The sequence below is a fragment of the Micromonospora sp. BQ11 genome (assembly GCF_052068135.1).
Lineage (GTDB): Bacteria > Actinomycetota > Actinomycetes > Mycobacteriales > Micromonosporaceae > Micromonospora.
Genome location: NZ_JBQHDB010000008.1, coordinates 226,151 through 248,479 on the forward strand (window position 1 = coordinate 226,151; position 22,329 = coordinate 248,479).

The following is a 22,329-nucleotide window of genomic DNA, read 5'->3' on the forward strand; positions in this document are numbered from 1 at the left end:
ATTGCGGCACGTTGTTGCCCTCCGTCCGCACCAGCGAATCCCGGTCTGGGCACCCCGACGGCCCACCTCACCTTGGACAGCAACTACTCGCGGCCACAGAACGCGCTTGATCATCGAAGTTTCGATTACGACGAGTCGGAGGATGGGCCTTCTGCGGGTAAATCGCCTCGTGACGGGCCAGCAATAAGCTGGCAGAGCCACGAGCGCTGGCTATGGTCCTCCTACAAGCAGGTCGAAAGGGACCAGCGGGATTAGCCGTACTCGAGGTTGAGAACGATCGCGATTTAGGGCTGGAGCATCCGCCTCATACCGATCGGTGGACGTTATCGCTCTCCCTCCCCCAGGCGGGGTGGAGCCTGATGACCTCTTTCGCTCGCCGGTCGCTGGGCTTCACCGTTCGGCAGCCGCAGCCGCCTCACTAGAGAAGCGGCCGAATGTGGCAGTTCGAGCCGCCTTTCGGGTGGTAGCGATGCTTTATGTGACCTTGTAGTGTGCTGTACGTGACACCGGATCGCACTCCACCAGCACGCCATGAGGTGGTGATCTGCTGCTCCGGAGAGGAAGAAGTTGCGACCGCCGCGATCGCGGAGAGTCTCCTCGGCGATGGAGTGACGCCCTTCATCGCCGGACCGGAGGCCAGCGCGAGGCCCGACGGGGGCATCGAGGTGATAAAGGCGCTTTCCGCCTGCGATGTGGCGGTCTTCTTGCTCTCCGCAGCGGCTGTCGGTGATAGTCGCGTTTTAGAGAGTCTCGCCCTCGCAGTCGGCGAGCGCCGCTACGTCGTGCCGCTGGCGATGCCGGGCACCGCCTACCCGGAGGGTCTTCCGCCTCAGTGGATGTACTGGCTGAGCCCGGCCGAGGTTCAGCCCTACCAAGGTCACGCCGAGACGGTTGCGCTCGTGCGGCGGATCCTCGGCGAGGTTACCAGCGCCCGGCGCGCGGTCACGCCCCGGGGACGCCGGCTGCGCGGTGTGACCGGCGCGTTGGCCATGGACGCGATCGGCGGCGGCTGGGCCGGGCCGGATGCGCCCCCGAGTGCCCTGCTGCGGGCGCAGAGCCGGGCGATGCCGCTGATCGGTCGGGACGAGGAGCTCGCTCGGCTGGAGTCGTGGGCACTGCGGGACGATCTGTTCGGCGTACGCCTGATTACCGGAGCCGCCGGACAGGGCAAGTCGCGGCTGGCTCGTGAGCTGGGAGGACGTCTCGCCGCCGCAGACTGGCAGGTGATCGAGATCCGGCGGGCCCTGCCGGTGTCCGACGCGCTGCGGCAGCTTGGGGACCGGCCGAGCCTTCTAGTGGTCGACTACGCCGAGACGCAGGCCGACAGGGTTGCCGAGCTGGTCGAGGCCATGGCTGACGTGGATCTGTTCGCGGCTGTGCGGCTGTTGCTCCTGGCTCGTGGCGCCGGCGAGTGGTGGACCCAGCTGATCAGTCGGAGCGCGATCGTCGAGGACCTGCTTTCTACCGCTGGCATTCTCACGTTGAGCTCGCTCGCCGAAGACCGGGAGGCATCTACCGCGATCTACAGTGCCGCCCGGGCCGGTTTCCGGGCAGCGCTCGGCCTCCCCGCCGACGAGGCCGACGAGGCCACGTACCGGCGGCAGCGATCCATCTTCGACATCATCGAGGCTGCGCTGGCCGACCTGATTGCCACCACGATGACCTCCGAGCGGACGGGGACCGCTCTGCCGCTGCTCGCGCACGAGCGCCGGTACGTGCTGGCGGCGGCCGAAGACGAGGGACTCGACGGCCTGGACGGGGTCGAGCTCGACCGGTTCCTCACCGTGCTCACCCTATTCGGCGCCGTCAGCGAGCGCTCCACCATCGAGCTGCTGTCCACCGTCGACAGCGACCTCGGCCTGGCCGAGCTGCGCAAGCTAGCCCGGCTATGCCGGCGTCTGTACCCGGGCGAGGACCGCTACGTCGACGGCGTGAAGCCCGATTCGCTGGCCGAGAAGCTGGTGGCCCAGGTCGCCACCGACGATCCTGTCCTAATCGGCGGGCACGCGCTGTGGCACTCGTCTGCGGTAGGCCCCGAGCAGCTGCGCCGCGCGTTGATTATCCTGGCCCGGGCTGCCGCGACCTACCCCGTCGTCGTACCGCAGCTGCGCCGCATCATCGAACAGGCACGCTTCGAGACGCTGGCCGCCGCGATTGAGGTAAGCACTTTGGTGCCGGACCCGTCGGTGCTGGTCGATCAGCTCGATCACGTGCTGCAGACGCAGGCACGCACCCCGGGCGAGACGCTCGACATGCTGGGGCTGATCCCCGACGAGACCGTGGCGCTCGCCGAGCTCGCCGCCCAGCTGGCCAGAGTCGCGATCAGCGGATTACCGCCCGAGGGCGCCCGCAGCCGAGATGAGACTGAACTGCTGCTCGCGGCGTCCAACCGGTTTAGCGACGCCGGCTGGGGGCTGGAGGCCGCCAACGCAGCGGCCTCGGCGGTCAAGGACCTCGAGGCGACCCGGAATGAGTCCGAGAGGCTTGCGCGAGCCCGGTCCAACCTATCCAACCGGTTATGGGAGACCGGCCGGGTGAAGGAAGCCCTGGCACCCGCGCGCCGGGCCGTCGAGTGGTTCACCACCTTCGGCGGCGGCGCGCTGGCGGCCGCTACAGCGGAGAGCAACCTCGCTTTCCGGCTGTTCGAGATGGGCGCGCTGGACGCCGCTCTCCACCACGCGACCAACGCGCTGCTGGCGTTCTGGGCCGCGGGCGTCAAGGGTGCCGAGGCTACCCCGCTGAACAACCTGACCTGTATGTTGGTCGCTCGGCGAGACTACGAGGCGGCGGTGCGCCACGGCTCCGAGGCGGTACGCATCCGGCGAGCCCAGGCCTTCGACAACCGGGATCGCTTCCTGCCGTTCATCGCCCGCGCGCTGGCCAACACGGCCCCCGCGGCGCTGGCCGCCGGCAACGTGACCGGAGCGCGCAAGCTCATCGCCGAGGCGCGCGCGCTGCACGAGATCACCGCTCGTAAGGCGCCGATCTTCGCGTACGAGCAGGCCGAGAGCGCCGCAATCGACGGCGTCATGCTGGCCGTCTCGGGCTCGACTGCCGAGGCGCGGGCAGCGTTCGAGGTCGCCAGCCGCATCCTCAGCCCGCTCGGCACGCTCGGCGATTTGCACGATCGACTCGCTGGGGCGCTGAAACACAACCTGGATGTCCTGGAGGCGTGCGACACGGTGGGCTGGGGCGACGTGGCGGTCGTCCGGCAGGACGTCCCGTCGCACGAGACCGGCGCCGTCCTGCTGCTGCCGCAGCTGCTCGAATACAAGGATCTTTGAGAACCGCGACGGGCGTCGGCGTCTCGGCGCAAACGTTGCGCCTGCTCGGAGAGCGAGCCATTCCCGGTGTCAGGCTGACCGAGGCACCCAGCGCCGACATCGAGGTGCTGTGGCGGCGGCAGTACGACCGCACCCGATGGTTCACCGACGCCCTCGCCGCTAGCCCTAGCGTGCGATGGGCGCACACCGACACGGCGGGCGTGGACCGGCTGCCCCTGAACGAGCTACACCGGTGCGGCGTGCAGCTCAGCAACGCGCGCGGCGTCTACACCGAACCGGTCAGCCAGTGGATCATCGCCGCGGTACTGCTCGCGGCGAAGAGACTCGACGAGACGGTGCGCCACGGAGATCGCCGGACCTGGCAGGAGGTGACCGGCACGATCGATCTGGCCGGCACAACCATGCTGCTGATCGGCTTCGGAGCGATTGGGAAAGCCGTCGGACGGATCGCGGGCGCGCTCGGGATGCGGGTCGTCGGGGTCGTTCGGCAGCCGCGACCAGGGCGTGAGGGCGAGAACGCCGATGTGATCGTGTCAGTTTCCGAAGACTGGCGTGTGTTCCTTCCCGAAACGTCCTTCCTGGTTGTGACCGCCCCGCTGACCGCCGAGACGGTCGGGATGATCGGCGCAGCCGAGTTGGCGCGGCTCCGGTTCGGCAGCTGGCTGATCAATGCGGGACGCGGCGGCATCGTCGACGAGCCAGCGCTATGCGATGCGCTCGACCAGGGCAGCCTCGGCGGCGCGGCACTCGATGTCTTCGCGACAGAGCCGTTGCCGCCTGGTCACCCGTTGTGGGGCAGGTCAAACGTCTTGATCAGCCCGCACGTAGCCAGCCGCAGCCCGCGCACGGACCGGCTCGCGCTTGAGCACTTCGGCCGGGAGATCCAGCGTTACCGCGCGAACCTTCCCCTGGTGAGCCTGGTCGATCCGATCATCGGCTACTGACGAATGGAGCGACGATGACTTCCGAGTGGCCGATCTACTCTCCGGCGACGGCAGAGCGTATTTCTGGTCTCATTCAGGCCGGCACCGTCTTCGACTACAGCGGGGGTGGTTCCGTTCTCGAGCTGGAGCAAGCGTTCTCCGATCGGCATGAAGGTCGCCTTGCCCTCACCTTCAACTCCGGCACCAGCGCCCTGTTCGCAGGCTTCGCCGCCCTCGGCCTGGAACCGGGTGACGAGGTGATCGTGCCGAACTTGACGTTCCTGTCGACCGTCTCCCCGCTGCTGTGGCTCGGCGCGACGCCCATTCTCTGCGACACAACTCAGAAGGAAACGGGCATGAGCCCGGCGGCGGTCGAGCGTGCCATCACCGACCGCACCAGGGCAATCGTGGTCACTCACGTCTTCGGGTTTCCGGTCAATATGCCCCGGATCATGAGGCTGGCCCGCAGCCGCGGCCTGCCGGTCGTGGCAGACTGCTCGCACGCCCACGCGTCGACCATCGACGGGCGGCCGGTCGGCGTCTTCGGCGACATCGCGGTATTCAGCCTTGGCGCCCGAAAAATGGTCTCTGGCGGCCATGGCGGAGTTCTGCTCACCGACGATCCGGCGTGGCGGGACAGCGCCCTGCTCGTGGGCCACTTCAAGCCCCGGGCCCGTACGGTCACGAGTGTCGCGGTGCTGCGGGCCCAGGCCGAGTACGGGCTCGGCGGAAACCTGCGGATGAGTCCGCTTTCGGCCGCGCTGGCCTTGGACCATCTGGCTCAGCTAGACGATCTGGCCGCCGCGAAACTAGCCAACATCGCCCTGATCGATGAGGCGCTAGCCGGCCGGCTGCTGCCGGTTCCCGTGCTTCCGGGCACCGCCAACCGCACCCACTTCGACCTGGTCTACGGCCTGCCCGGGGACGTCCCAGCGGTCCACCGGGATCAGGTTGTCCGGGGGCTGGTGGCGGCCGGTTTGCCCGTTCGTGCCCCCGCCACTCGACCGCTGAACAGAGTGCTGCGGGCGGTCGCAGCCTCACCCGTTCACGAGCGCGGGATTCTCTGGCGCCGGCTCGCCGAGCACGCGGCCGGTGCCGCGGCTGACGACGGGCTGCCGCACAGCACGGATCTGCACGACCGGTTGATCAGCTTTCCAGCGGCGTTCCTGCACGGCGGGAACCGCGCGTATGCCGAACAGCTGGCAGCCAGCATCGGGCACGCCGACTGGGCGGCGCTATGGGGCTGACGCGCCTGGCCGCCGTGTCGCCAGCGAGCCTGCTCTCGTGGTATCCGGCCTTCGCCGGTTCGGCCGGTCGGATGATCTTTCTTGGCGAAGACCCGGCACGGCCAGCGGTCGACGTCGCTCGCCTGGTCCTCGAGGCCGGGGACGCGACCGTCGATTTTCTCTCGTCGCACGAGACGCTGCTCCGCGACCGGCGCCTGGCCGCGCAGCTACGAGACGCCGGTGTGGCGGTGCGATGCCAGTCTGCCCGGGCGACCGCAGCGGCTACCGACAAGGTCATGGTCAAACGCCTGTTGGAGGACAGCGGCGTGCCGACCCCGAGTTGGGGCCGCGGCGCACCGCCACGACAGGTCGCGTCGCCGGTGCTGGTCAAGCGGCGCAGCGGCACCCAGAGCCAGGGGCTCACTTGGGCGCACACCACCGCCGGCCCCGGCGACGACCGGTACTGGGAGACGTATGTCGACGGCGTCGAATTCTCCGTCGTGCTCCACCGCGAGGATCAGCGCATAGTCGTGTTCCCGCCGGTGTGGAAGGGCGAGACCCGGACCGACCTGCTGCCGCCGTGGCGCCGGCTGCGCGTGTGCCCGCTACCATCAAGCTGGCGCGACCTCGCGAGCGAGCTGGCCAGGATGGGGACGCGGGTCGCCGAGCTGCTCGATGTTTGGGGCTTCGCCGAGGTCGAGTTCATCGCCTCCGGTGGAGCGCTGTCTGTCATCGAGGTCAATCCGCGCGTCTCCGGGACGCTGCGTTTGGTCGCCATGGCCACCGGCGTTCGGGTCTTCGACCAGGTGCAACTCGCGGCGCTGCCGTCCCGGCCGCCCGCGACGCGATACGCGGCGGAGCTCCCGTACGACGGCGTTCCGCTGCTGAGCGAGGACGTGATTGCCACGTCGCGCATCACCTGCGCCGCACCCACCCCGCAGCGCGTCCGCCACCTGATCGGCGACTACGTGAGCGGATCGGCCCCGTGGCCGGACGAGTGGGCATCACATGACTAACTACGACGTGGCGGGATACGCGAGCCGCTTCGTGACCGCACGGGCGCTGAGCCCCGAGCTGCGGCTGGTCTGGATCGGCGCCCTGGCCCGCGTGGCGGGGACGGACGTGCGGCCCGACGTGCTGGATCTCGGTGCGGGGTCCGGCCGTTTCGTTCCGGTCCTTCGCGCGGCGTGGCGAGCCGAGCGGGTGATCGCCATCGACCGATCGATGCCCATGCTGCATCAGATGATCCCGGGGGACGGAAGCCTGGCCGTCCACGCCGACATGGGCGCCCTCCCATTGCGGACCGGATCGCTCGACGCGTGCCTCTGCTCGATGGTCTTGCACTACAGCCCCGACCCAGCTGCGGTCTGCCGCGACATCCGCCGGGTGCTGCGGCCGGGCGGCATCCTGTGTGTCCGGACCGGCGCGCAGGAGACGATCTCGAGCTTTAGGTTTCTGCGCTATTTTCCGGCGGCGCGACGGGCCGAGCGGAGAGCGATGCCCGACCGCGCTGATGTGGTTGCCTGGCTCGATCATGCCGGGTTCACCGATGTCGTGGTCGAGAAGGTACGGACTACCCCGGTGCGAGGTCACTGGCGGTACTACCGGAACGTCCTCGCCCGAGGCTTCCCCTCCTTGCAGCTAGTGCCCACCATCGAGTTCGTGGTGGGCGCGGCGTTCATGATCTTAGGCACGACCGCCCTCGCCCTGCTACGGCGACCGATACCTCCGGAGGAGACATTGTTGGTCACCGGGGTCGCCGCATGACGCCGTCTGCCTTTATCGCCTATCCGGTCACCGGAACCAGGCACGTCGGGGACATCGCGGCCGTCGCCCAAGGCCTGCGTACGGCACTGACCGCCTGCGGCTGGACGGTACTACCGGAGGTCGTGGTGGAAGAGCCGGTCGCGATTGCCCGGTTCAGAGACGGGGAGGGACGACGACTGGCCGAGCGGAACGTCGAGCAAGTGGCCTCCGCGACCGTGCTGGTGATCCTAGCCGACGGCGCCGCCGAGACGTCGAGCGTGTGGATCGAGGCCGGAGTGGCGCTCGCCCGCGGCGTGCCCACGGTGGTCGTGGCGAGCATTGGAACGACGCTGCCCTTTCTGCTCGGCTCCGCGTTGGACTCCGACGCCGGTCGCCTTCCCCCGTGCCGCCGGGTCACGGCCGACCTCCGGCTTCCCGAGACGGTTCACCGCGTCGCCCAGCAGATCGTGTCTTTGACCCCGCCGGCCAAGGAGCCCACATGACCGCGTTGGCCCAAGGCCTGCAGGCCGCCACGGACCTCCTGGCGGCCACCACTCCCACGAAAAACCCGAAGATCGACTGGGGTTCCATGCCGGACTGGCTGGCGGCGATTGGGGCGTTGCTGAACCTAGTCTTCCTCGGCACCGCCCTGCTCCGGGAGATCCGCCTTCGGCGTGCCGAGGAGGGCCAGCGCGACCAGGAGCGCCGCGATCTCGAAGCCCGGCACGCGCGCCGCGTCTCAGTGACCGTACGCGAAGGCAGCGGCTTGCGGCTTGGCCTCGAGGTGGCCAACGACGGCGACGGCCCGATCTTCGACGTAGTTCCAGGCCTGGACGGGGCTCGGGTCCGCACGCCGGTCACGATCCAGCGGATCGACGCCGGCCAGGTGGTGAACGCCGAGGTCGGCTCCGCCTCCGTGCTGCGCGACGACTCGGGCGTCGTGCCGACCGTGACCTTCACCGACATCGACGGTCTGCGCTGGGTCCGCACGTCAGGTCAGCTGCCGGTCCGTCAACTGACGCCCTGACCATCACGGCGCAGCAACCTGCAATCGGGCGAGGCGACTCTTCGGCGCCCGACGAGCGCTAGGCTGATGTCCAGCTCCGCGAGTAACACGCGGATGACGTGGTCGATCCCCCTGCAGCAGGTCCCACCCCTCAGGCCGGACGAACAGCAACGCGTCGGCGCCCAGTGCGAGGGCCTTGACGATATCGGCACCGGTCCGCACGCCCGAGTCGAATAGCACCGGCGCTTGGCCGCGGCGTCGGCGAAGGCGACGGCGGCGGCGGGCAGCGCATCGAGCGACGCGATGGCGCCGTCCACCTGACGGCCACCGTGGTACGGAACGACGAGCTCGTCGGCCCTGTCTTCCAGTGCCAGGAACGTGTCGTCGGAGTGTTGAATCCCCTTGAGCACGATCGGCCCGTTCCAGTGCGCGCGGAGGACGAGCAGCAGCGGGGTGGGCAGTATCTGCCCGAACAGCATGACCCCAAGGTCGCGATCGTCGAAATCGTGGAGAACCCGCGGGACAAGGCGTCACGCATCGAGCGCTCCACGTCCGACCAGCCGGTTCGACCGTTCCCGGCGGCACCAGTGCCCGCAGCGGTGAGTCGCTGACCGGTCTCGTCAGTGCGTGACAGGCGTACAGCGGGTTCGATCGGCCTGACAATCGAGATCTGAGCGGCGCATGTCATTCCTGGCATGCCCGCCCGGTGGGGACCCCACAGGCAGCGGAGCCAACGGTTCGGCGTGGCTGGCGTGGCGTACTGACACCGCAGCCCTTCGCATCCGCGAGGAGGAGCGCCCCCAACCGGACCACATGCAGCTTCGCTCTGGTCTCCACCGCGGCGGCCTCAATGTCCCTATGGAGCGCTGCGATGCATCCCACTCTGTCAGTTCTGTCTGAGCTTGCCGCTGCCGCACCGCCGGTGGCGGCCCCAAAAAGCATCAACGAGGTGATCTCCAGCATCACTGGCTGGATCATGGGCATCATCGCGTTAGTCGCGACGATGTTCCTGGTCATCGGTGGTCTGCGGTACATGGCCGCCGGAGGTGATCCGGCGCAGGTCGAGCAGGCCAAGGGGAACGTCAAGTCCGCGCTGATCGGATACGCCCTCGCGGTGCTATCTCCGGTGATCCTGCAGGTGCTGCAGGGCATCATCGGCGGCTGAGGCGGCTACCGGGCATGGTCATCTGGCTGATGAACGGCCTGGTCGCCTGGCTCGCCGAGAGGGTCGTCGACCTTCTCGGCGCCCTGTTGGCCTTCCTGACATCCTCGATCTTCCTCTCGCCGGACGTCACCGTCCTGCCGCAGGTGCAAGCGATTACTGACAAGAGCGCACTGGTCGTCAACGCCTGCTTCATCCTCGCGATCATCGCCGCTGGCATCACCACGATGGTCGGTGACTCGGTTGAGACCCGCTACGGCATCAAGGAACTGATCCCGCGACTCGTCGTCGGATTCGTCCTGTCCGCGTTCGCGGTCCCGCTGACAGCGACTGTCGTCGACATCGCCAACGCCCTGACGGTGTCGCTCGTCGGGGCATCCGCGCCGACCACCGATGCGATCAACTTCTCCACGGTCCGCATTCGCTCGGCGACGGCCGACGAGAGCGCCGCGCTGCTGGTGGCCGTCATCGGACTGCTCATCGTCGTGTTGATGTTCCTGCTCGTCGGCAGTTGGCTCGTGCGGGTCGCGGTGTTGGTCATCCTGGCCGGGGTCGCGCCCGTGGCGCTGGCCTGCTACGCCACCCCGTGGACGCAGGGTGCCGCCGGCCTGTGGTGGCGCACCCTGCTGGGGTGTGTAGCCACACCCACGCTGCAGGCGGTCGCGTTTTCGGTCGGCATCAACCTGCTGACCGATCCGGAGCAGAACCTGCCGATCCTGCTCGGGCTGCCCGGCTCGGACACGTTGAACCTGATGCTCGTCATCGTCGTGCTCTGGGTGACGCTCAAGATCCCCAGCATGATGCGCCGCTACACGCCGGGCCGGGGCTCGCCGAACATCGGCGGAATCCTGCTGCGCACGGTGTTCGTCCAGGGCCTCACCCGAAATTTGCCGCTGGGCCGCTTCGGGCGCACCGCGATGCGAGGTGGACGATGAGCAGCCAGGACACCACCCCACGCGCCGTGGTACCGGCTAACGTCAACGAGCCGGATCGCATCGCGTTCGGGTTGACGTTCCGACAGTTGGCCATCGTCGGCGGTACCGGCCTGGCCGGGTTCGGCGTCTACCGCGCCTTCGGTCACCTGCTACCGCCGGTGGTGTGGATCGTCGCCGGGGTCATCGTGTTCGCCGTCGCGGTCGTGGTGGCGCTCGGCCGCCGTGACGGCCTGCCCTTGGACGTGTGGCTGCGGCACGCTGTCACGCTCACCCGCAGCCCGCGCACGCTCACACCGGGCACGGCGCGGGCCAGCGCGGTCGCCGTCGTGGCCGGCGAACCGAGCCTCCCGGCGCCGCTGCGCTCCCCGGTCACGGCTGTCAGCGCGACCGGCGTCCTGACCAGCGAGGGCCGGGGCAAGGTGCTGATCGCCTGCGGCACCACGAACATCCATCTGCGCACCGGCAGCGAGCAGGTCGCGCTGCTCGATGGGTTCGGCCGGTTCCTCAACAGCCTGACCGGTCCGGCGCAGATCGTCGTGGCCGCGCAGCGGCACGACCTCACCGCCTACGCCCAAGCCACCGTCGACCACGCGCCGCGCCTGCCGCACCCCGCGTTGCAGGCCGCCGCCAACGACTACGCCAACTTCCTGCTCGACCTCGACGCCGAACGCGATCCGCTGCGCCGGCAGGTCCTCGTCGTCGTCAGCGGGGAGCACACGGCCGATGCCGCGGTGCGGGCCCTGTCCGGGCTCGGCGTCCACGCCGCTGCCCTGGACGGGCCGGCCGTCGCCTCCGCCCTCGCCGGCGCGGTCGACCCGTTCTGTCCGCCGGTGCCCGGACCGCGTGCGGTGCCCGGCGCCCCGATCACCCGACGGAGCACATCATGAACCTGTTGACGCCCAAGAAGAGTCTCGCGGCTGGGGAGGGCATGCCCTCTCCAGCCGCGTTGTCGGTCACCCCCTGGCACGTGCAGGTCGGCGACGGGTACGCCGCGACCTACGCGGTGTGCGGCTACCCGGCCGAGGTCGGCCCCGCCTGGCTCGATCCGCTGCTGTCCTACCCCGGGCGGGTCGACGTCGCCGTGCACCTGGACCCGGTCGCGCCGCAACTGGCCGCGCCGATGCTCAAGCGCCAACGCGCCCGCCTCGAATCCTCCCGCCGCCTCGACGCCGACCAGGGCCGCCTGAGCGACCCCATGGTCGAGGCGGCAGCGGCCGACGCCGCCGACCTCGCCGACCGGGTCGCCCGAGGGGCGGCGAAGCTGTTCGACGTCGGCATATACCTCACCATCCACGCCCGCACCCTCGACGAGCTTGCCGCCGTCACCGCCGGGGTGCGCTCCGCCGCCGCCAGCGTCCTGCTGGACCTGCAACCGGCGACGTTCCGCCACCAGCAGGGCTGGATCGCCACGCTGCCGGTCGGGGTGGACCCGCTGCGGATGCGCCGCATCCTCGACACCACCGCCCTCGCGGCGGCGTTCCCGCTCGCCTCGGCCGACCTCGCCGCACCCGCCCCGGGCACTGTCTGCCCGCCCGAGAGCGTGCTGTACGGGGTCAACACCACCAGCAACGGGGTCGTTGTCTGGAACCGGTGGGCGCAGGACAACCACAACTCGGTCGTCCTGGCCCGGTCCGGTGCCGGGAAGTCGTACTTCGTCAAGCTGGAGGTGCTGCGCAACCTGTACCAGGGCACGACGGTCAGCGTGATCGACCCCGAGGACGAGTACGCGCCCCTGGCGGAGCACGTCGGCGGGACCGTCGTGCAGCTCGGCCAGCCCAGCGTCCGCATCAACCCGTTCGACCTGCCCGCCGACAACCGCCCCGACACCCTCACCCGACGCGGGCTGTACCTGCACACCCTGATCTCGGTCATGCTCGGCGCGACCCCGCCGCCCGCCGAACGCGCCGCGCTCGACCGGGCCATCACCGCCACCTACGCCAAGGCCGGGATCACCGGCGACCCGGCCACGTGGACCACACCCGCGCCGCTGCTGCGGAACCTGGCCGACACCCTGGCCGCCGACGACGACTCCGCCGCCGGGCAGCTCGCCGCCCGGCTCGCCCCGTGGACAGTCGGGAACTTCGCCAACCTGTTCGACGGGCCGACCACCACCATCCCGCGCGGGCACCTCGTGATCTGGTCGCTGCGGCACCTGCCCGACGAGCTGCGCACCGTCGGGACGCTCCTCGCGCTGGACTCGATCTGGTCGGGCATCGACACTCCGCCCACCGGCGCCCGCCGGCGGCGGCAACTCGTCGTGGTCGACGAAGCCTGGCTGCTGATGCGCGACAGCGAGGGCAGCCGGTTCCTGTTCCGGATGGCCAAAGCCGCCCGCAAACGCTCCGCCGGACTGTGCGTCATCACCCAGGACGCCGCCGACGTGCTGTCGACCGACCTCGGTCTCGCCGTGGTGTCCAACGCGGCCACCCAGGTGCTGATGCGCCAGTCGACACAGTCCATCGACGCCGTGAGCGAGGCGTTCAACCTGACCGCCGGCGAGTCGCGCCTGCTGCTGTCGGCGCCCAAGGGCGAGGGCCTGCTCGTCGCGGGCCGATCGCGAATCCCCTTTCGCAGCGTCGGATCGGCCGCAGAGCACAGGATCGCCGTCACGGGCATCGGGGAGGCCGAATGACGACCACCCCGACCTGGCCCGCCGACCTCGGCCACTGGATCATCGCCCGGCCGTGGATCGGCGTCATCGCCGCCACCACGATCGTCGCAGCCGTGTTCGGCCACGACCAGCTCCTCGCCTGGCGGCACCGGCGGTTCGCCACCGGCGCGGGGTGGCTGACCATCGCCGCCCCGCCGGAGGTCACCGCCGATGCCGCCGCCGCGTTCTGGACCACCCTCATGGGTGTCCTCACGCCGTCGGTGTGGCGGCGCAGGGTGTACGGCTACCCGCACGTCGGGTGGGAGTACACCTGGACCGGCCGCGCCCTGACCATCCGCATCTGGGTGCCGGGCACGGTGCCGCCCGGCGCGGTCGAAGCCGCCGTCCGCGCGGCATGGCCCGCCGCCACCCTGACCACCGCCGACGCCGACGCGCCGATCCCGGCGGACGTGGGCGACCAGGTGGGCGGGGCGCACTGGCCGCAGCACCCCGACGGGCTGCCGCTGCGCAGCGACCACGACACCGACCCGCTACGGGCGCTGCTCGCCGCCGGGGCCGAGGTACGCCACCGCGAACACGCGTGCGTGCAGATCCTCGCCCGCCCGGCACCCGCCCGCCGCGTCCGCGCCGCCCGGCGGGCGGCGGCAACCACCAGCACCCACCCGCACGGACGTCCCGACCTGGCCGCCCGCGCGGTGTCGGGGGCGGCGCGGCTGGCCATTGAGCCGCTGCTATGGCTGCTCGAGGTGTTCACGCCGGGCGCATTCCGATCGGCGCGTACACCGGTCACGGCGGGGCGGGTGGCCGAGCGGGACCCCGTGGCCAAAGCCGACGCCCGCACGGTCGTCGACAAGGCGGTGCGGGTGCCGCACTTCGAGATCTCGGTCCGGTTCGCCGTCGCCACCGATCCGGACAAGACGCCACCAGACAAGGATCGCGCGACGCAGATCCGCGAACGCCTCGTGGGCCTCGGGCACACCATCGCCTCGGCCGCCGCCGCGTACACCGGCCCGAACCGGCTGCGGCGCATGAAGATGCTCCAACCGGTCGCCACCCTCGCCGGACGCCGGCTGCGGCAGGGGTTCTTGGCCACCGTGCCGGAACTCGCGGCCCTCGCGGCGCTGCCGCAAGACCTCGCCGTGCCGGGCCTGGATCGGGCGCGGGCCAAGGCCGTGCCGGTACCGGTGCAGGTGCCCTCCGGCGGGCGTGGGGTGAAGGTGCTGGGCCGCTCGCAGATCGGCCACCACAGCGTTGGCCTGAAGGTGATCGACGCCCGGCAGCACGTGCACGTCGTCGGCAAGACCGGCGTCGGTAAGTCCACCCTGCTGCTGAACATGATCCTCGGCGACATCAAGGCCGGACGCGGGACGGTGGTCATCGACCCGCGCGGGGACCTGATCACCGACATCCTCGACCGGCTACCCGAGTCGTACGCCAAGAAGATCGTCATCATCGACCCTGACCAGGAGAATCCCGGCTGCTTCAACCCCCTCGACGACCGGGGCGATCCGCACCTGGCGGTGGACAACCTGGTGGGCATCTTCGCGAAGATCTTCCAGGGTCAGTGGGGACCCCGCATGGACGACACGATGCGGGTGGCGTGCCTGACGCTGATGCGCCACGCCAAGCCGACGCTGAGCCTCGTGCCGAGCCTGTTGCAGGACAAGGAGTTCCGGGCCAGGTTCACCCACGGCTTGGACGACCCGGATGGCCTGGGCGGGTTCTGGGTCTGGTACGACGGCATCAACGAGCAGTTCCGCGGGCAGGTCATCGCCCCCGTCCTCGCTCGGCTGCGGGCTTTCCTGTTGCGGGACTTCGTGAAGTCGGTCATCGGCAACGCGCACAGCTCGTTCGACATGGGCACAGTCCTCGATGGCGGGGTGCTGCTGTGCCGGCTGCCCAAGGGCATCCTCGGCGAGGAGACGACCCGCATCCTCGGCTCGCTCATCGTCGCCCGCGTCTGGCAGGCCGCCATCGCCCGCGCTTCAATCCCCGAGGACCAGCGCAAAGACGCCAGTTTGTACGTCGACGAGTGCCACAACTTCCTGACGCTGCCCGGCAGCGTCGGGGACATGCTGGCCGAAGCCCGAGGGTTCCGGCTCGGCCTCGTCCTGGCGCACCAGGACTTGGCGCAGCTACCGAAGGACATCGCCGCGGCGGTGTCGGCCAACGCCCGCTCGAAGCTGTTCTTCAACGTCGACCCGGCCGACGCCCGGGAGCTGTCGCGGCACACCAAACCGGAGCTCGACGAGCACGACCTCGCCCACCTCGACGTCTACACCGCCTGCGCTCGGCTACTGGTCGGCAACCGGGAACTACCCACGTTCACCTTCGTCACCAACCCGCCGGCACCAGCCGACGGTGCACCGACCGCGATCCGGCAAGCATGTGCCGCCACGAACGCCCCAGCCGGCGACGAGCCGCCGATGCAGCAGCTCGCCCGCACGGCGATGAAGCGACGCATGGCCGAACGCGAACGCTGATCAAAGCCGCTCCTTCCGGGCCTCGTCTGGGTGCGGCGTTCAGGGCTCGCTTAGGGGTGTCCGCGACACGAGACCCCACACGAGCCCCCCGCACCCGGCCTGTCAGGTCCCTGACCTGCCGTAAGCCACCCGGCACAGGCAGCGACACCAAGATCGATCTATCCAGACTCCCTACGGGACTCTCTCCAGGGGTGACCTGACCTATGCCGCAATCGCTCTCATCTGGCCTGCTGACCATCTATCCCCACATCACCAGTCGTGACCGCCTGCTGCTGCAACTCCTCGACGACCACCAGGTCCTCACCACCGACCAGATCCACCGCATGCTGTTCCACGCCCGACGTACCTGCCAGATCCGGCTCGGTGAGCTGGCCGCCCTGGGCCTGCTGGAACGGTTCCGGTTCGCCCGCGACGGTGGCGGTAGCCAACCGTGGCATTGGACGCTCGGCCACCAGGGACACCGGTTCCAAGCCGCCGCCCACAACCGGTCCGAGCCCACCCTTCGGACGAGTCGCCAGACCGTGCAACGGCTGTCGGCCAACCCGCACCTGACACACCTGCTCACCACCAATGAGTTCTTCGTAAGGCTCACCGCGCACGCCCGCCAGCATCCCGAGGCGCGGCTGGACCGGTGGTGGTCCGAGACGATGACCACCAAGCAGTTCCGCACCATCACCGCTGACGGACACGGCCTGTGGAGCGTCGCCCACGCCACGGTGGGGCTTTTCCTCGAAGCCGACGCCGGCACTGAACCGTTGCGGAGCCGGGTGGTAACCAAGCTCGACCGGTACGCGAAGCTGATTCGCCGCGCCGGCCCCCGCTACCCGGTGCTGTTCTGGCTGAGCAGCGAGCAACGCGAAGAGCACCTTCACCAACTCCTGCGCGGCCAGCACGGCGACGTCCCGGTCGCCACCGCCACCCATGACGCCGACCCGGCCGAAGCCGTCTGGCTCCCGGTAGGCGCCACCAGCCGGGTCCGGCTCGCCGACCTGCCCAGCGACCACGGGCAGCCCGTGGCGGACAACCCCAACTACGACGACGGTGTCTTCGTGCCCTGACAGACCCTGGCACGCCCACGGCGGATCCTGTCAGCGCAGCTCACACGCATGGTCGAGGTTCCTGACAACGCTGCCGCTGTCAGGTCGAGCCGCTACGGTTCAGCTTCTTCTTTCTCTGCTCGCACCGCCGCCCGTCTGGTCCTCCTCGGATCTGCCCGCGCCAGCGAGATCACCACAGCCCACCCTCGGTCGGCGCGTGATCACCGCCCCGCGCCCTTCACGGCAGCTTCCCCGGTCCAGACGCCGCGCCCCGGTGGCACCACCGCGCATCCCCACTCCACGCCCACTGCTTCGCGAAGGGAGCACCCCGCCATGCCCACGCCCACCCCGCTCACCGCTTCGGTGGTCACCGTCTGCTTCGCCCCCGGCGAGGACGCCGACTGGTTCGCCGCCTCCGAGAAGGTCAACGACCTTCTGCACGCCAACGGCACCCCCGCCCGCCGCTACCACGTCCGCCACCAAAGGCTCATCGGCTGGCTGACCCGCTTCCTCGGCTACTACCTGCTCGACGCCGCCCGCCGCTTCGGGGCGGTCACTGTGGCCGCTGGAGGACGCAAGGGTCGCCTCGACCTGACCGGCACCGCCGCCAAGGCCGCCCACCACGCCGCGCTGCGCTGGCGTGCCTGGAACACCCACATCGCCGCGACGACCCGTCCGGCCCGCCCGTTCGAGGACTACCTCGCCCAGCACCACGCCGACCCGGCCAAGGTCAGCGTCGCCGAGGCCCGCCGCCGCTTCGAGCAACAGCCCCGGCTCCTAGCGATGCTCGCCCACCACTTCGACCCGTACGAGCTGTCCGTCTACCAGGCCGGCGAAGCCACCTATGTCGGGCTGTACTGGCGCATCGCCCTGATCGGCGACGCGCTGATCACCACCGACGGCCGGCTGCTCACCCCGGCCAGTGACTCCGTCGCCGACCGATTCCGCTTCCTCAACGAAGCCTGCGCCTACCTGCGCGGCCTGCGCTCCAGCGCACGGCTGTGCGCGGTCGCCATCGCCTAGCTCCCCCTACCGCCTGAAACACCCGAGGACCGGTCGCAGCCCCACTGCGACCGGTCCTCGCCATGCCCACACATCTCGCCCACGAAGGAGACTCCCCGGTGTTTCTGACGGATCCCGCGCTGCGGCGCATTGCCGCCGACACCAATGACGTCCTGCCTGAGCACCTGTGGCGCCACGACACCGCCACCCCCGGCCCACTTGGCGACCTCGCCCGCATCCTGCACAAGACCGCCATCGACTTCATCGACAGCACCACCAACCTCGACCAGGCCCTCGCCCGAGTGGGTGTGCTCGCCGCGACCGCCCGGCAAGGGATAGCCGCCCGCGCCGACCTGCACCTCGCCAGCTATCCGCAAACGCTCACCGAGGCGCTGGTCGCCCGCGAACGGCACCACGTCCTCGGGGCCGCGCTCGTCACCTGCTACCACGCCTGGCGCAACCACCGGCCAATCGCCGACGACGACGAACGGTACCTGCTCCTGCGGCGCTGCGACCCGTCGCGCGGCGTGGCGACGCTGCGGCGCAACGACCCGCACACCTGGCTAGTGGTGCCCGACGCCGAGGCCGCTGGCGCGTTCGACATCCCCTATCCGGATCGCGTCGTCGGCGAGGTCACCGAGACCGATCGCGGGTGGACGCCCACCGCCTACATCACCCGGTCCCATCAGGCACCACTGGCCACGGTGTATTCGCTGCCCGCGTGCGGCGACCTCACCGCAGCCTGCCGGTCGCTGATGCGCTGGTGGCACCTGCGCCACTCCGACACCTGGCGCAACCGCACCCCGAACCAACTCGACCCCGCCGAACTCGCCCACCTCACCAGCTGACGCGGGGGACCTCATGCCGCACCTCGACACGATCAGCCGCTGGGTTACCGCGACGACTGATCGCAGCCTCGACCAACACGCCGCCGACCCCGTCCCCGCCGCTGCGCACCTGCCCGAAGCCGCCGCCACCCTGCGGCACCTGCGCACCGAGCTGCTGCTCGCGGTAGATCAGCTGCGCACCCTCCTGATTAACGAAGACGACCTGAACGGTTCCACCAGCACGGTCGCCGGCCCGGTGGAGACCATCCGGGCGCTGGCCCGCGAGTACCGGTACGCCCGTAACTGGATCGACACCCTCATCGGCGACGAGGCGCGATCCGCGTACGCCGAAGCGAACCCGGGCCGGTCGCTGCGGCGGCGCTACGTCAACCCCGGTGACACGGTCCTGGTCGCCCTGCCGCACACCGACTCCTGCCGCCGACAGAACCTCGCCGGACACGCCACCCAAATCAAGGTCGGCACGTCCGACGCCCGGCTCCGCCCGCCCGGCAGCGTCAACCCGCTGCGGCTGTCCCACGCCGACGCCGGGATCTACCGCGACCCGACCGAGGACCGCCTCTACATATTGCAGGGCGCCGACGACGAGGCCGTCCCCGACCGCTGACCGGCCGGCGCGGGACCACCCACCGCCAAGACCACCAGGCCATACCTGAGCAGCACGGCAGCGCACCGCGTCACGCGCCTGCCCGGCTGACCGCTGCCCGCGACCCGGCGCACCACCGCCCGGCACACCAGCGTGCCAGGCGTCCCACCAGTTCCCCCAAGGAGGGAAACCCTGATGGAACACCTGTCCCTGACGCCTGCCACGCAGGCCGTCCTCGACGCCCTGACCGATCTCGGCCGGGGCAACGTCCACGAGCTGGCCGACAAAGCCGGCAAGGCCCGCTCGACCACCGACAAGGCCCTCAAGACCCTGGCCGACGCCGGTGTCATCGTCGCGGTGAACACCGACGCCGACCCGAGCGAGGACACCCCCACCCGGTGGGCCCTCGCCGCGCCGACCGACGCCACCGCCCTCACGCCCGCCGACACGGTGGACGAGACCGACATCGGAGGCCCGGACTCCGACAACACCGCTGACCAACCGGACTCCGAGATGGGCGACCAGCCCACCGATACGGTCCACGGCACCGACGCCGAGAACGGCCAACCCAACGACGGCAGCGACGACGCCGACGACACGCCGGAAACCGAGACGACCGACCAGCCCGGCAGCCAGATCGTCAGCGACGACGCGACCGAACCCGACGACGCGACCGACTCCGACGACGCCGACACTGGCGAAGACGAGCAGGCACCCACGATCACTACCGTGCAGCCCGCTCGCCCCGGCGACCGCAAGGTCATGGCCATCAAGGGTGTCCTGGCCGACTACGGCGACGCCGGCGCGACCCTGGACCTGATCGTGGCCGAGAGCGGCATCAGTCACCCGACCGCCTCCCGGCTGCTGACCGCGATGGAGCAGGCCGACGCCGCCCGCCGACTGCCCGGCCTGCCGGAGCGGTGGATCGCCGGCCCGACGAGAGCCAGCGAGGTCGACCCGAACCCCGAGCCGCCCCGCTGCCCGCTGTGCTACCAGGTCATCCGCGGCCTGGCGACCGCGCCGAGCGCCACAGCGGCGGTGCTGCCCCTGATTCGCACGGACGGCACGCTGCACGTCGTCGCGCCCGACGGCGCCACCCACATCGTCACCCTGCCCCGGCGCACGCCCCCGCGCGCCCCGGGCATCACCGCGAGCGTGGGCCGCCGCAGCGACGCGACCGTCAACGCCGACGGCAGCCAGCCGTTCGGCCGAGGTGAGTTGGAGAAGCTGACCCTCGACGTCCTGGCCGCCAACCCGGGCCGGGCGATGAGCCCGCAGGACATCGCCACCACCATCAGCGCACAGCTCGGCCGCGCGGTCAGCTCCGGGGCGGTACGCAACAACTGCACCAAAGCCGCCGCGACCGGCCGGATCCTCCTGGCCTCCGACACGCCGCTGACCTTCACCTACCCCGCGCCGGCCGACACCGGCACCACCACCGGAGTCGGCGCGGACGGCACCGGGCAGCCAAACGACGACACCTCGCAGTCCTGACCCGCCCTATCCCAACCCATCGCGGGGGCCGAGCGCATGCGCTCGGCCCCCGCAGCACATCGAAGAGGAGAACCGTGCCACACGAACTCGAAACGTTCACCGACGGAACGACCGCCTTCGCCAGCGCCCGCCTGTCGGCCTGGCACCAGCTGGGCACCGTCACCCAGGACACGATGAAGGCCGAGGAGATCATGGCCGCCGCCCGGCTCGGCGACTGGGGCGTGCGCACCATCCGCACCGTCGGCATCGACATCGTCGACGGCGTCGAGGTGCAGATCCCCGCCGACGACAGGCGAATGACCGTCCGCCGCAACCCCGTCACCGGGACCACCGAGTACCTGGGCATCGTCGGCACCGACTACACCGTCGTCCAGAACGAGCAGTGCGCCGAAATGCTCGACCGCCTCGTTGACCAGGTGGGCGGCGCCCACTTCGAAACCGCCGGAAGCCTGCGCCGCGGCAAGAGCGTGTTCGTCACGATGAAGCTGCCCACGGCGATGGAGATCGCCGGGGTGGACCGCCTGGACCTCTACCTCATCGGCACGACCTCCCACGACGGCACCGCCGCCCTGCGAGTGGACGCCAGCCCGATCCGGGTCGTCTGCGCCAACACCCAACGCGCCGCCTTCGCCCACTCGGCCGGGCACTACACGTTCCGGCACACCTCCAACGTCAACTCCCAGATCAGCCAGGCCCGTGAAGCGCTGGGCCTGATGTGGAAGTACCTGGAGACCTTCGAGAAGGCCGCCGAGCGGATGCTCCAGACCGAGATGACCATGCGCGAGTTCGAGAAGGTCGTCGCCGAGGTATGGCCGGTCAAGGACACCGCATCCGAGCAGACCAAGAACAACGCCAAGCAGCGCCTCGGCACCCTCAAGTACCTGATCCGCGAGGCCGACACCCAGAAGGCCATCACCGGCAGCCGGTGGGCCGGCTACCAGGCCATCACCGAATACCTCGACCACTACCAGCCCGCCAAGAACGACATCGCCCGAGCCAACCGGGTGCTCACCGGCAACGTCGGCGAGCTGAAGGTCGCCGCCTTCGACCTGCTGAAGGTCTGACCGCACCTTGATCCGTCGGGGCAGCGGTCCACGGACCGCTGCCCCGGCCCGCATAGAACGGACACCTCCATGGCACTGCCGAGCACCTCCCGGCGCGTATCAGACCGGGCGGGCCGCCCATGATCCGCCACATCCGTCACCCCCGTGACCTCCGACAGTCGGTGTGCGGACTGCCCGCCGCCGACCTTCAGCGGTGGGAAACCGAAGACCCGCCGCGCATCGAATCCACCTGCGAGGACTGCTACACCCTGCTGCCCGAAGCGCAACGACCCGACGACGCACACCACCCACCCGGAGACCCCACGCTCATCGACACGCTGCGGCGCATCGTCGCCCACCGGCAGCACGCCAAGATCGACGGCGTCCTCGTCGACCTGTGGTCGGCTAGCGTCACCGTCCTCATCTGGGACCAACTCCGCGACGACAAAAGGCAACGCCTGCTGGCCCTGCCGTCGCACGAGCTGATCCTGCGCTGCGTCGCGATCTACACCCGCCTCACCGCGAACAAGGACCACTAGTGACCGGGCGCCGACCACCCCAGTGGTTTCACTTCGGGCCGTGGGTGTTCTCGATCGACGCCGCGCAGGCGCTGATCGCAGCGTCGCCCCGGAACACCCGCCCCGTGGACGTGCCGGCGTGGGCCGCCGCGTACAACCTCGCCCATCTCGACCACCCCAACCCGTGGGCGACCAGCCTCATCGGCCCGACCAGCACCGCCCTCAACCGGACCTCCGCCATGACCACCGACCTGACCAGGCCCCTGATCGTGGCGCACCTCAGCGTCGACGGCGCACCGACCGGCCCGCTGCTCGTCGACGGAACCCACCGCCTCTACCGCGCCTGGCGCGAGCACGTACCGCGGCTACCGGCCTACGTGCTCACCGTGCAGGAGACCCGCTAGATCCAGGACACCGTGCTCCTCAGA

21 protein-coding genes and 1 pseudogene are annotated in these 22,329 nt (G+C 70.1%); 20 read left to right on the forward strand and 2 right to left on the reverse strand.

Features of this window, described 5'->3' with window-relative positions; translation table 11 throughout:
* Positions 1-491: 491 nt before the first annotated feature.
* The 7 genes from ACTMSW_RS19100 to ACTMSW_RS19130 are packed head-to-tail and all read left to right on the forward strand — an operon-like array spanning position 492 to position 8,206.
* Positions 492-3,284: a tetratricopeptide repeat protein gene (locus ACTMSW_RS19100; RefSeq protein ID WP_441181977.1), complete on the forward strand. Its 2,793-nt coding sequence runs from the start codon at positions 492-494 to the stop codon at positions 3,282-3,284.
* Positions 3,281-4,228 carry a D-2-hydroxyacid dehydrogenase gene (locus tag ACTMSW_RS19105; protein WP_441181978.1) on the forward strand — a complete coding sequence of 316 codons (948 nt, stop codon included), beginning with the start codon at positions 3,281-3,283 and terminating at the stop codon, positions 4,226-4,228. Before ACTMSW_RS19100 ends, ACTMSW_RS19105 begins: the two co-directional genes overlap by 4 nt.
* Before the next feature lie 14 nt (positions 4,229-4,242).
* The gene (locus tag ACTMSW_RS19110) at positions 4,243-5,454 is read left to right on the forward strand and encodes an aminotransferase class I/II-fold pyridoxal phosphate-dependent enzyme (protein ID WP_441181979.1); all 1,212 of its coding nucleotides are present in this window, start codon (positions 4,243-4,245) and stop codon (positions 5,452-5,454) included.
* Complete coding sequence (locus ACTMSW_RS19115; protein WP_441181980.1) at positions 5,445-6,449, forward strand: ATP-grasp domain-containing protein; 1,005 nt, start codon at positions 5,445-5,447, stop codon at positions 6,447-6,449. Before ACTMSW_RS19110 ends, ACTMSW_RS19115 begins: the two co-directional genes overlap by 10 nt.
* Entirely contained in the window at positions 6,442-7,200 is a 759-nt protein-coding gene (locus tag ACTMSW_RS19120) for a class I SAM-dependent methyltransferase (RefSeq protein WP_441181981.1), read from the forward strand. Before ACTMSW_RS19115 ends, ACTMSW_RS19120 begins: the two co-directional genes overlap by 8 nt.
* Entirely contained in the window at positions 7,197-7,682 is a 486-nt protein-coding gene (locus ACTMSW_RS19125; RefSeq protein ID WP_441181982.1) for a hypothetical protein, read from the forward strand. The genes ACTMSW_RS19120 and ACTMSW_RS19125 overlap by 4 nt, the downstream gene beginning before the upstream one ends.
* On the forward strand, positions 7,679-8,206 hold the full coding sequence (locus ACTMSW_RS19130) for a hypothetical protein (RefSeq protein WP_441181983.1): 528 nt from the start codon (positions 7,679-7,681) through the stop codon (positions 8,204-8,206). Before ACTMSW_RS19125 ends, ACTMSW_RS19130 begins: the two co-directional genes overlap by 4 nt.
* A gap of 3 nt (positions 8,207-8,209) precedes the next feature.
* On the opposite strand, the gene ACTMSW_RS19135 is transcribed toward ACTMSW_RS19130, so the two are convergent.
* Positions 8,210-8,425 carry an alpha-hydroxy-acid oxidizing protein gene (locus tag ACTMSW_RS19135; RefSeq protein ID WP_441182038.1) on the reverse strand — a complete coding sequence of 72 codons (216 nt, stop codon included), beginning with the start codon at positions 8,423-8,425 and terminating at the stop codon, positions 8,210-8,212.
* 32 nt (positions 8,426-8,457) lie between these two features.
* A pseudogene (locus ACTMSW_RS19140) lies at positions 8,458-8,664 on the reverse strand (alpha-hydroxy-acid oxidizing protein); the annotation flags it as partial.
* A 392-nt stretch (positions 8,665-9,056) separates the two neighbouring features.
* Here ACTMSW_RS19140 and ACTMSW_RS19145 point away from each other — a divergent pair.
* From ACTMSW_RS19145 to ACTMSW_RS19205, 13 genes are all read left to right on the forward strand, one after another.
* The gene (locus tag ACTMSW_RS19145) at positions 9,057-9,350 is read left to right on the forward strand and encodes a pilin (RefSeq protein WP_441181984.1); all 294 of its coding nucleotides are present in this window, start codon (positions 9,057-9,059) and stop codon (positions 9,348-9,350) included.
* A gap of 29 nt (positions 9,351-9,379) precedes the next feature.
* Complete coding sequence (locus ACTMSW_RS19150) at positions 9,380-10,282, forward strand: conjugal transfer protein TrbL family protein (protein ID WP_441181985.1); 903 nt, start codon at positions 9,380-9,382, stop codon at positions 10,280-10,282.
* Positions 10,279-11,169: a PrgI family protein gene (locus ACTMSW_RS19155; protein WP_441181986.1), complete on the forward strand. Its 891-nt coding sequence runs from the start codon at positions 10,279-10,281 to the stop codon at positions 11,167-11,169. The genes ACTMSW_RS19150 and ACTMSW_RS19155 overlap by 4 nt, the downstream gene beginning before the upstream one ends.
* Entirely contained in the window at positions 11,166-12,914 is a 1,749-nt protein-coding gene (locus tag ACTMSW_RS19160) for a VirB4 family type IV secretion system protein (protein ID WP_441181987.1), read from the forward strand. The genes ACTMSW_RS19155 and ACTMSW_RS19160 overlap by 4 nt, the downstream gene beginning before the upstream one ends.
* On the forward strand, positions 12,911-15,376 hold the full coding sequence (locus ACTMSW_RS19165; protein ID WP_441181988.1) for a type IV secretory system conjugative DNA transfer family protein: 2,466 nt from the start codon (positions 12,911-12,913) through the stop codon (positions 15,374-15,376). The genes ACTMSW_RS19160 and ACTMSW_RS19165 overlap by 4 nt, the downstream gene beginning before the upstream one ends.
* A 203-nt stretch (positions 15,377-15,579) precedes the next feature.
* Positions 15,580-16,434 carry a replication-relaxation family protein gene (locus tag ACTMSW_RS19170; protein ID WP_441181989.1) on the forward strand — a complete coding sequence of 285 codons (855 nt, stop codon included), beginning with the start codon at positions 15,580-15,582 and terminating at the stop codon, positions 16,432-16,434.
* Positions 16,435-16,746: 312 nt separating this feature from the next.
* The gene (locus tag ACTMSW_RS19175) at positions 16,747-17,436 is read left to right on the forward strand and encodes a hypothetical protein (RefSeq protein WP_441181990.1); all 690 of its coding nucleotides are present in this window, start codon (positions 16,747-16,749) and stop codon (positions 17,434-17,436) included.
* A gap of 98 nt (positions 17,437-17,534) precedes the next feature.
* Positions 17,535-18,263, forward strand: a complete 729-nt coding sequence (locus ACTMSW_RS19180) for a hypothetical protein (RefSeq protein WP_441181991.1) — start codon at positions 17,535-17,537, stop codon at positions 18,261-18,263.
* Positions 18,264-18,276: 13 nt separating this feature from the next.
* Complete coding sequence (locus tag ACTMSW_RS19185) at positions 18,277-18,867, forward strand: hypothetical protein (protein ID WP_441181992.1); 591 nt, start codon at positions 18,277-18,279, stop codon at positions 18,865-18,867.
* Between the two features lie 174 nt (positions 18,868-19,041).
* The gene (locus tag ACTMSW_RS19190) at positions 19,042-20,340 is read left to right on the forward strand and encodes a helix-turn-helix domain-containing protein (protein ID WP_441181993.1); all 1,299 of its coding nucleotides are present in this window, start codon (positions 19,042-19,044) and stop codon (positions 20,338-20,340) included.
* A gap of 74 nt (positions 20,341-20,414) precedes the next feature.
* Positions 20,415-21,404: a DUF932 domain-containing protein gene (locus ACTMSW_RS19195; protein WP_441181994.1), complete on the forward strand. Its 990-nt coding sequence runs from the start codon at positions 20,415-20,417 to the stop codon at positions 21,402-21,404.
* Between the two features lie 119 nt (positions 21,405-21,523).
* Positions 21,524-21,922: a hypothetical protein gene (locus ACTMSW_RS19200; RefSeq protein ID WP_441181995.1), complete on the forward strand. Its 399-nt coding sequence runs from the start codon at positions 21,524-21,526 to the stop codon at positions 21,920-21,922.
* On the forward strand, positions 21,922-22,305 hold the full coding sequence (locus ACTMSW_RS19205; protein WP_441181996.1) for a hypothetical protein: 384 nt from the start codon (positions 21,922-21,924) through the stop codon (positions 22,303-22,305). The genes ACTMSW_RS19200 and ACTMSW_RS19205 overlap by 1 nt, the downstream gene beginning before the upstream one ends.
* Positions 22,306-22,329: the final 24 nt, after the last annotated feature.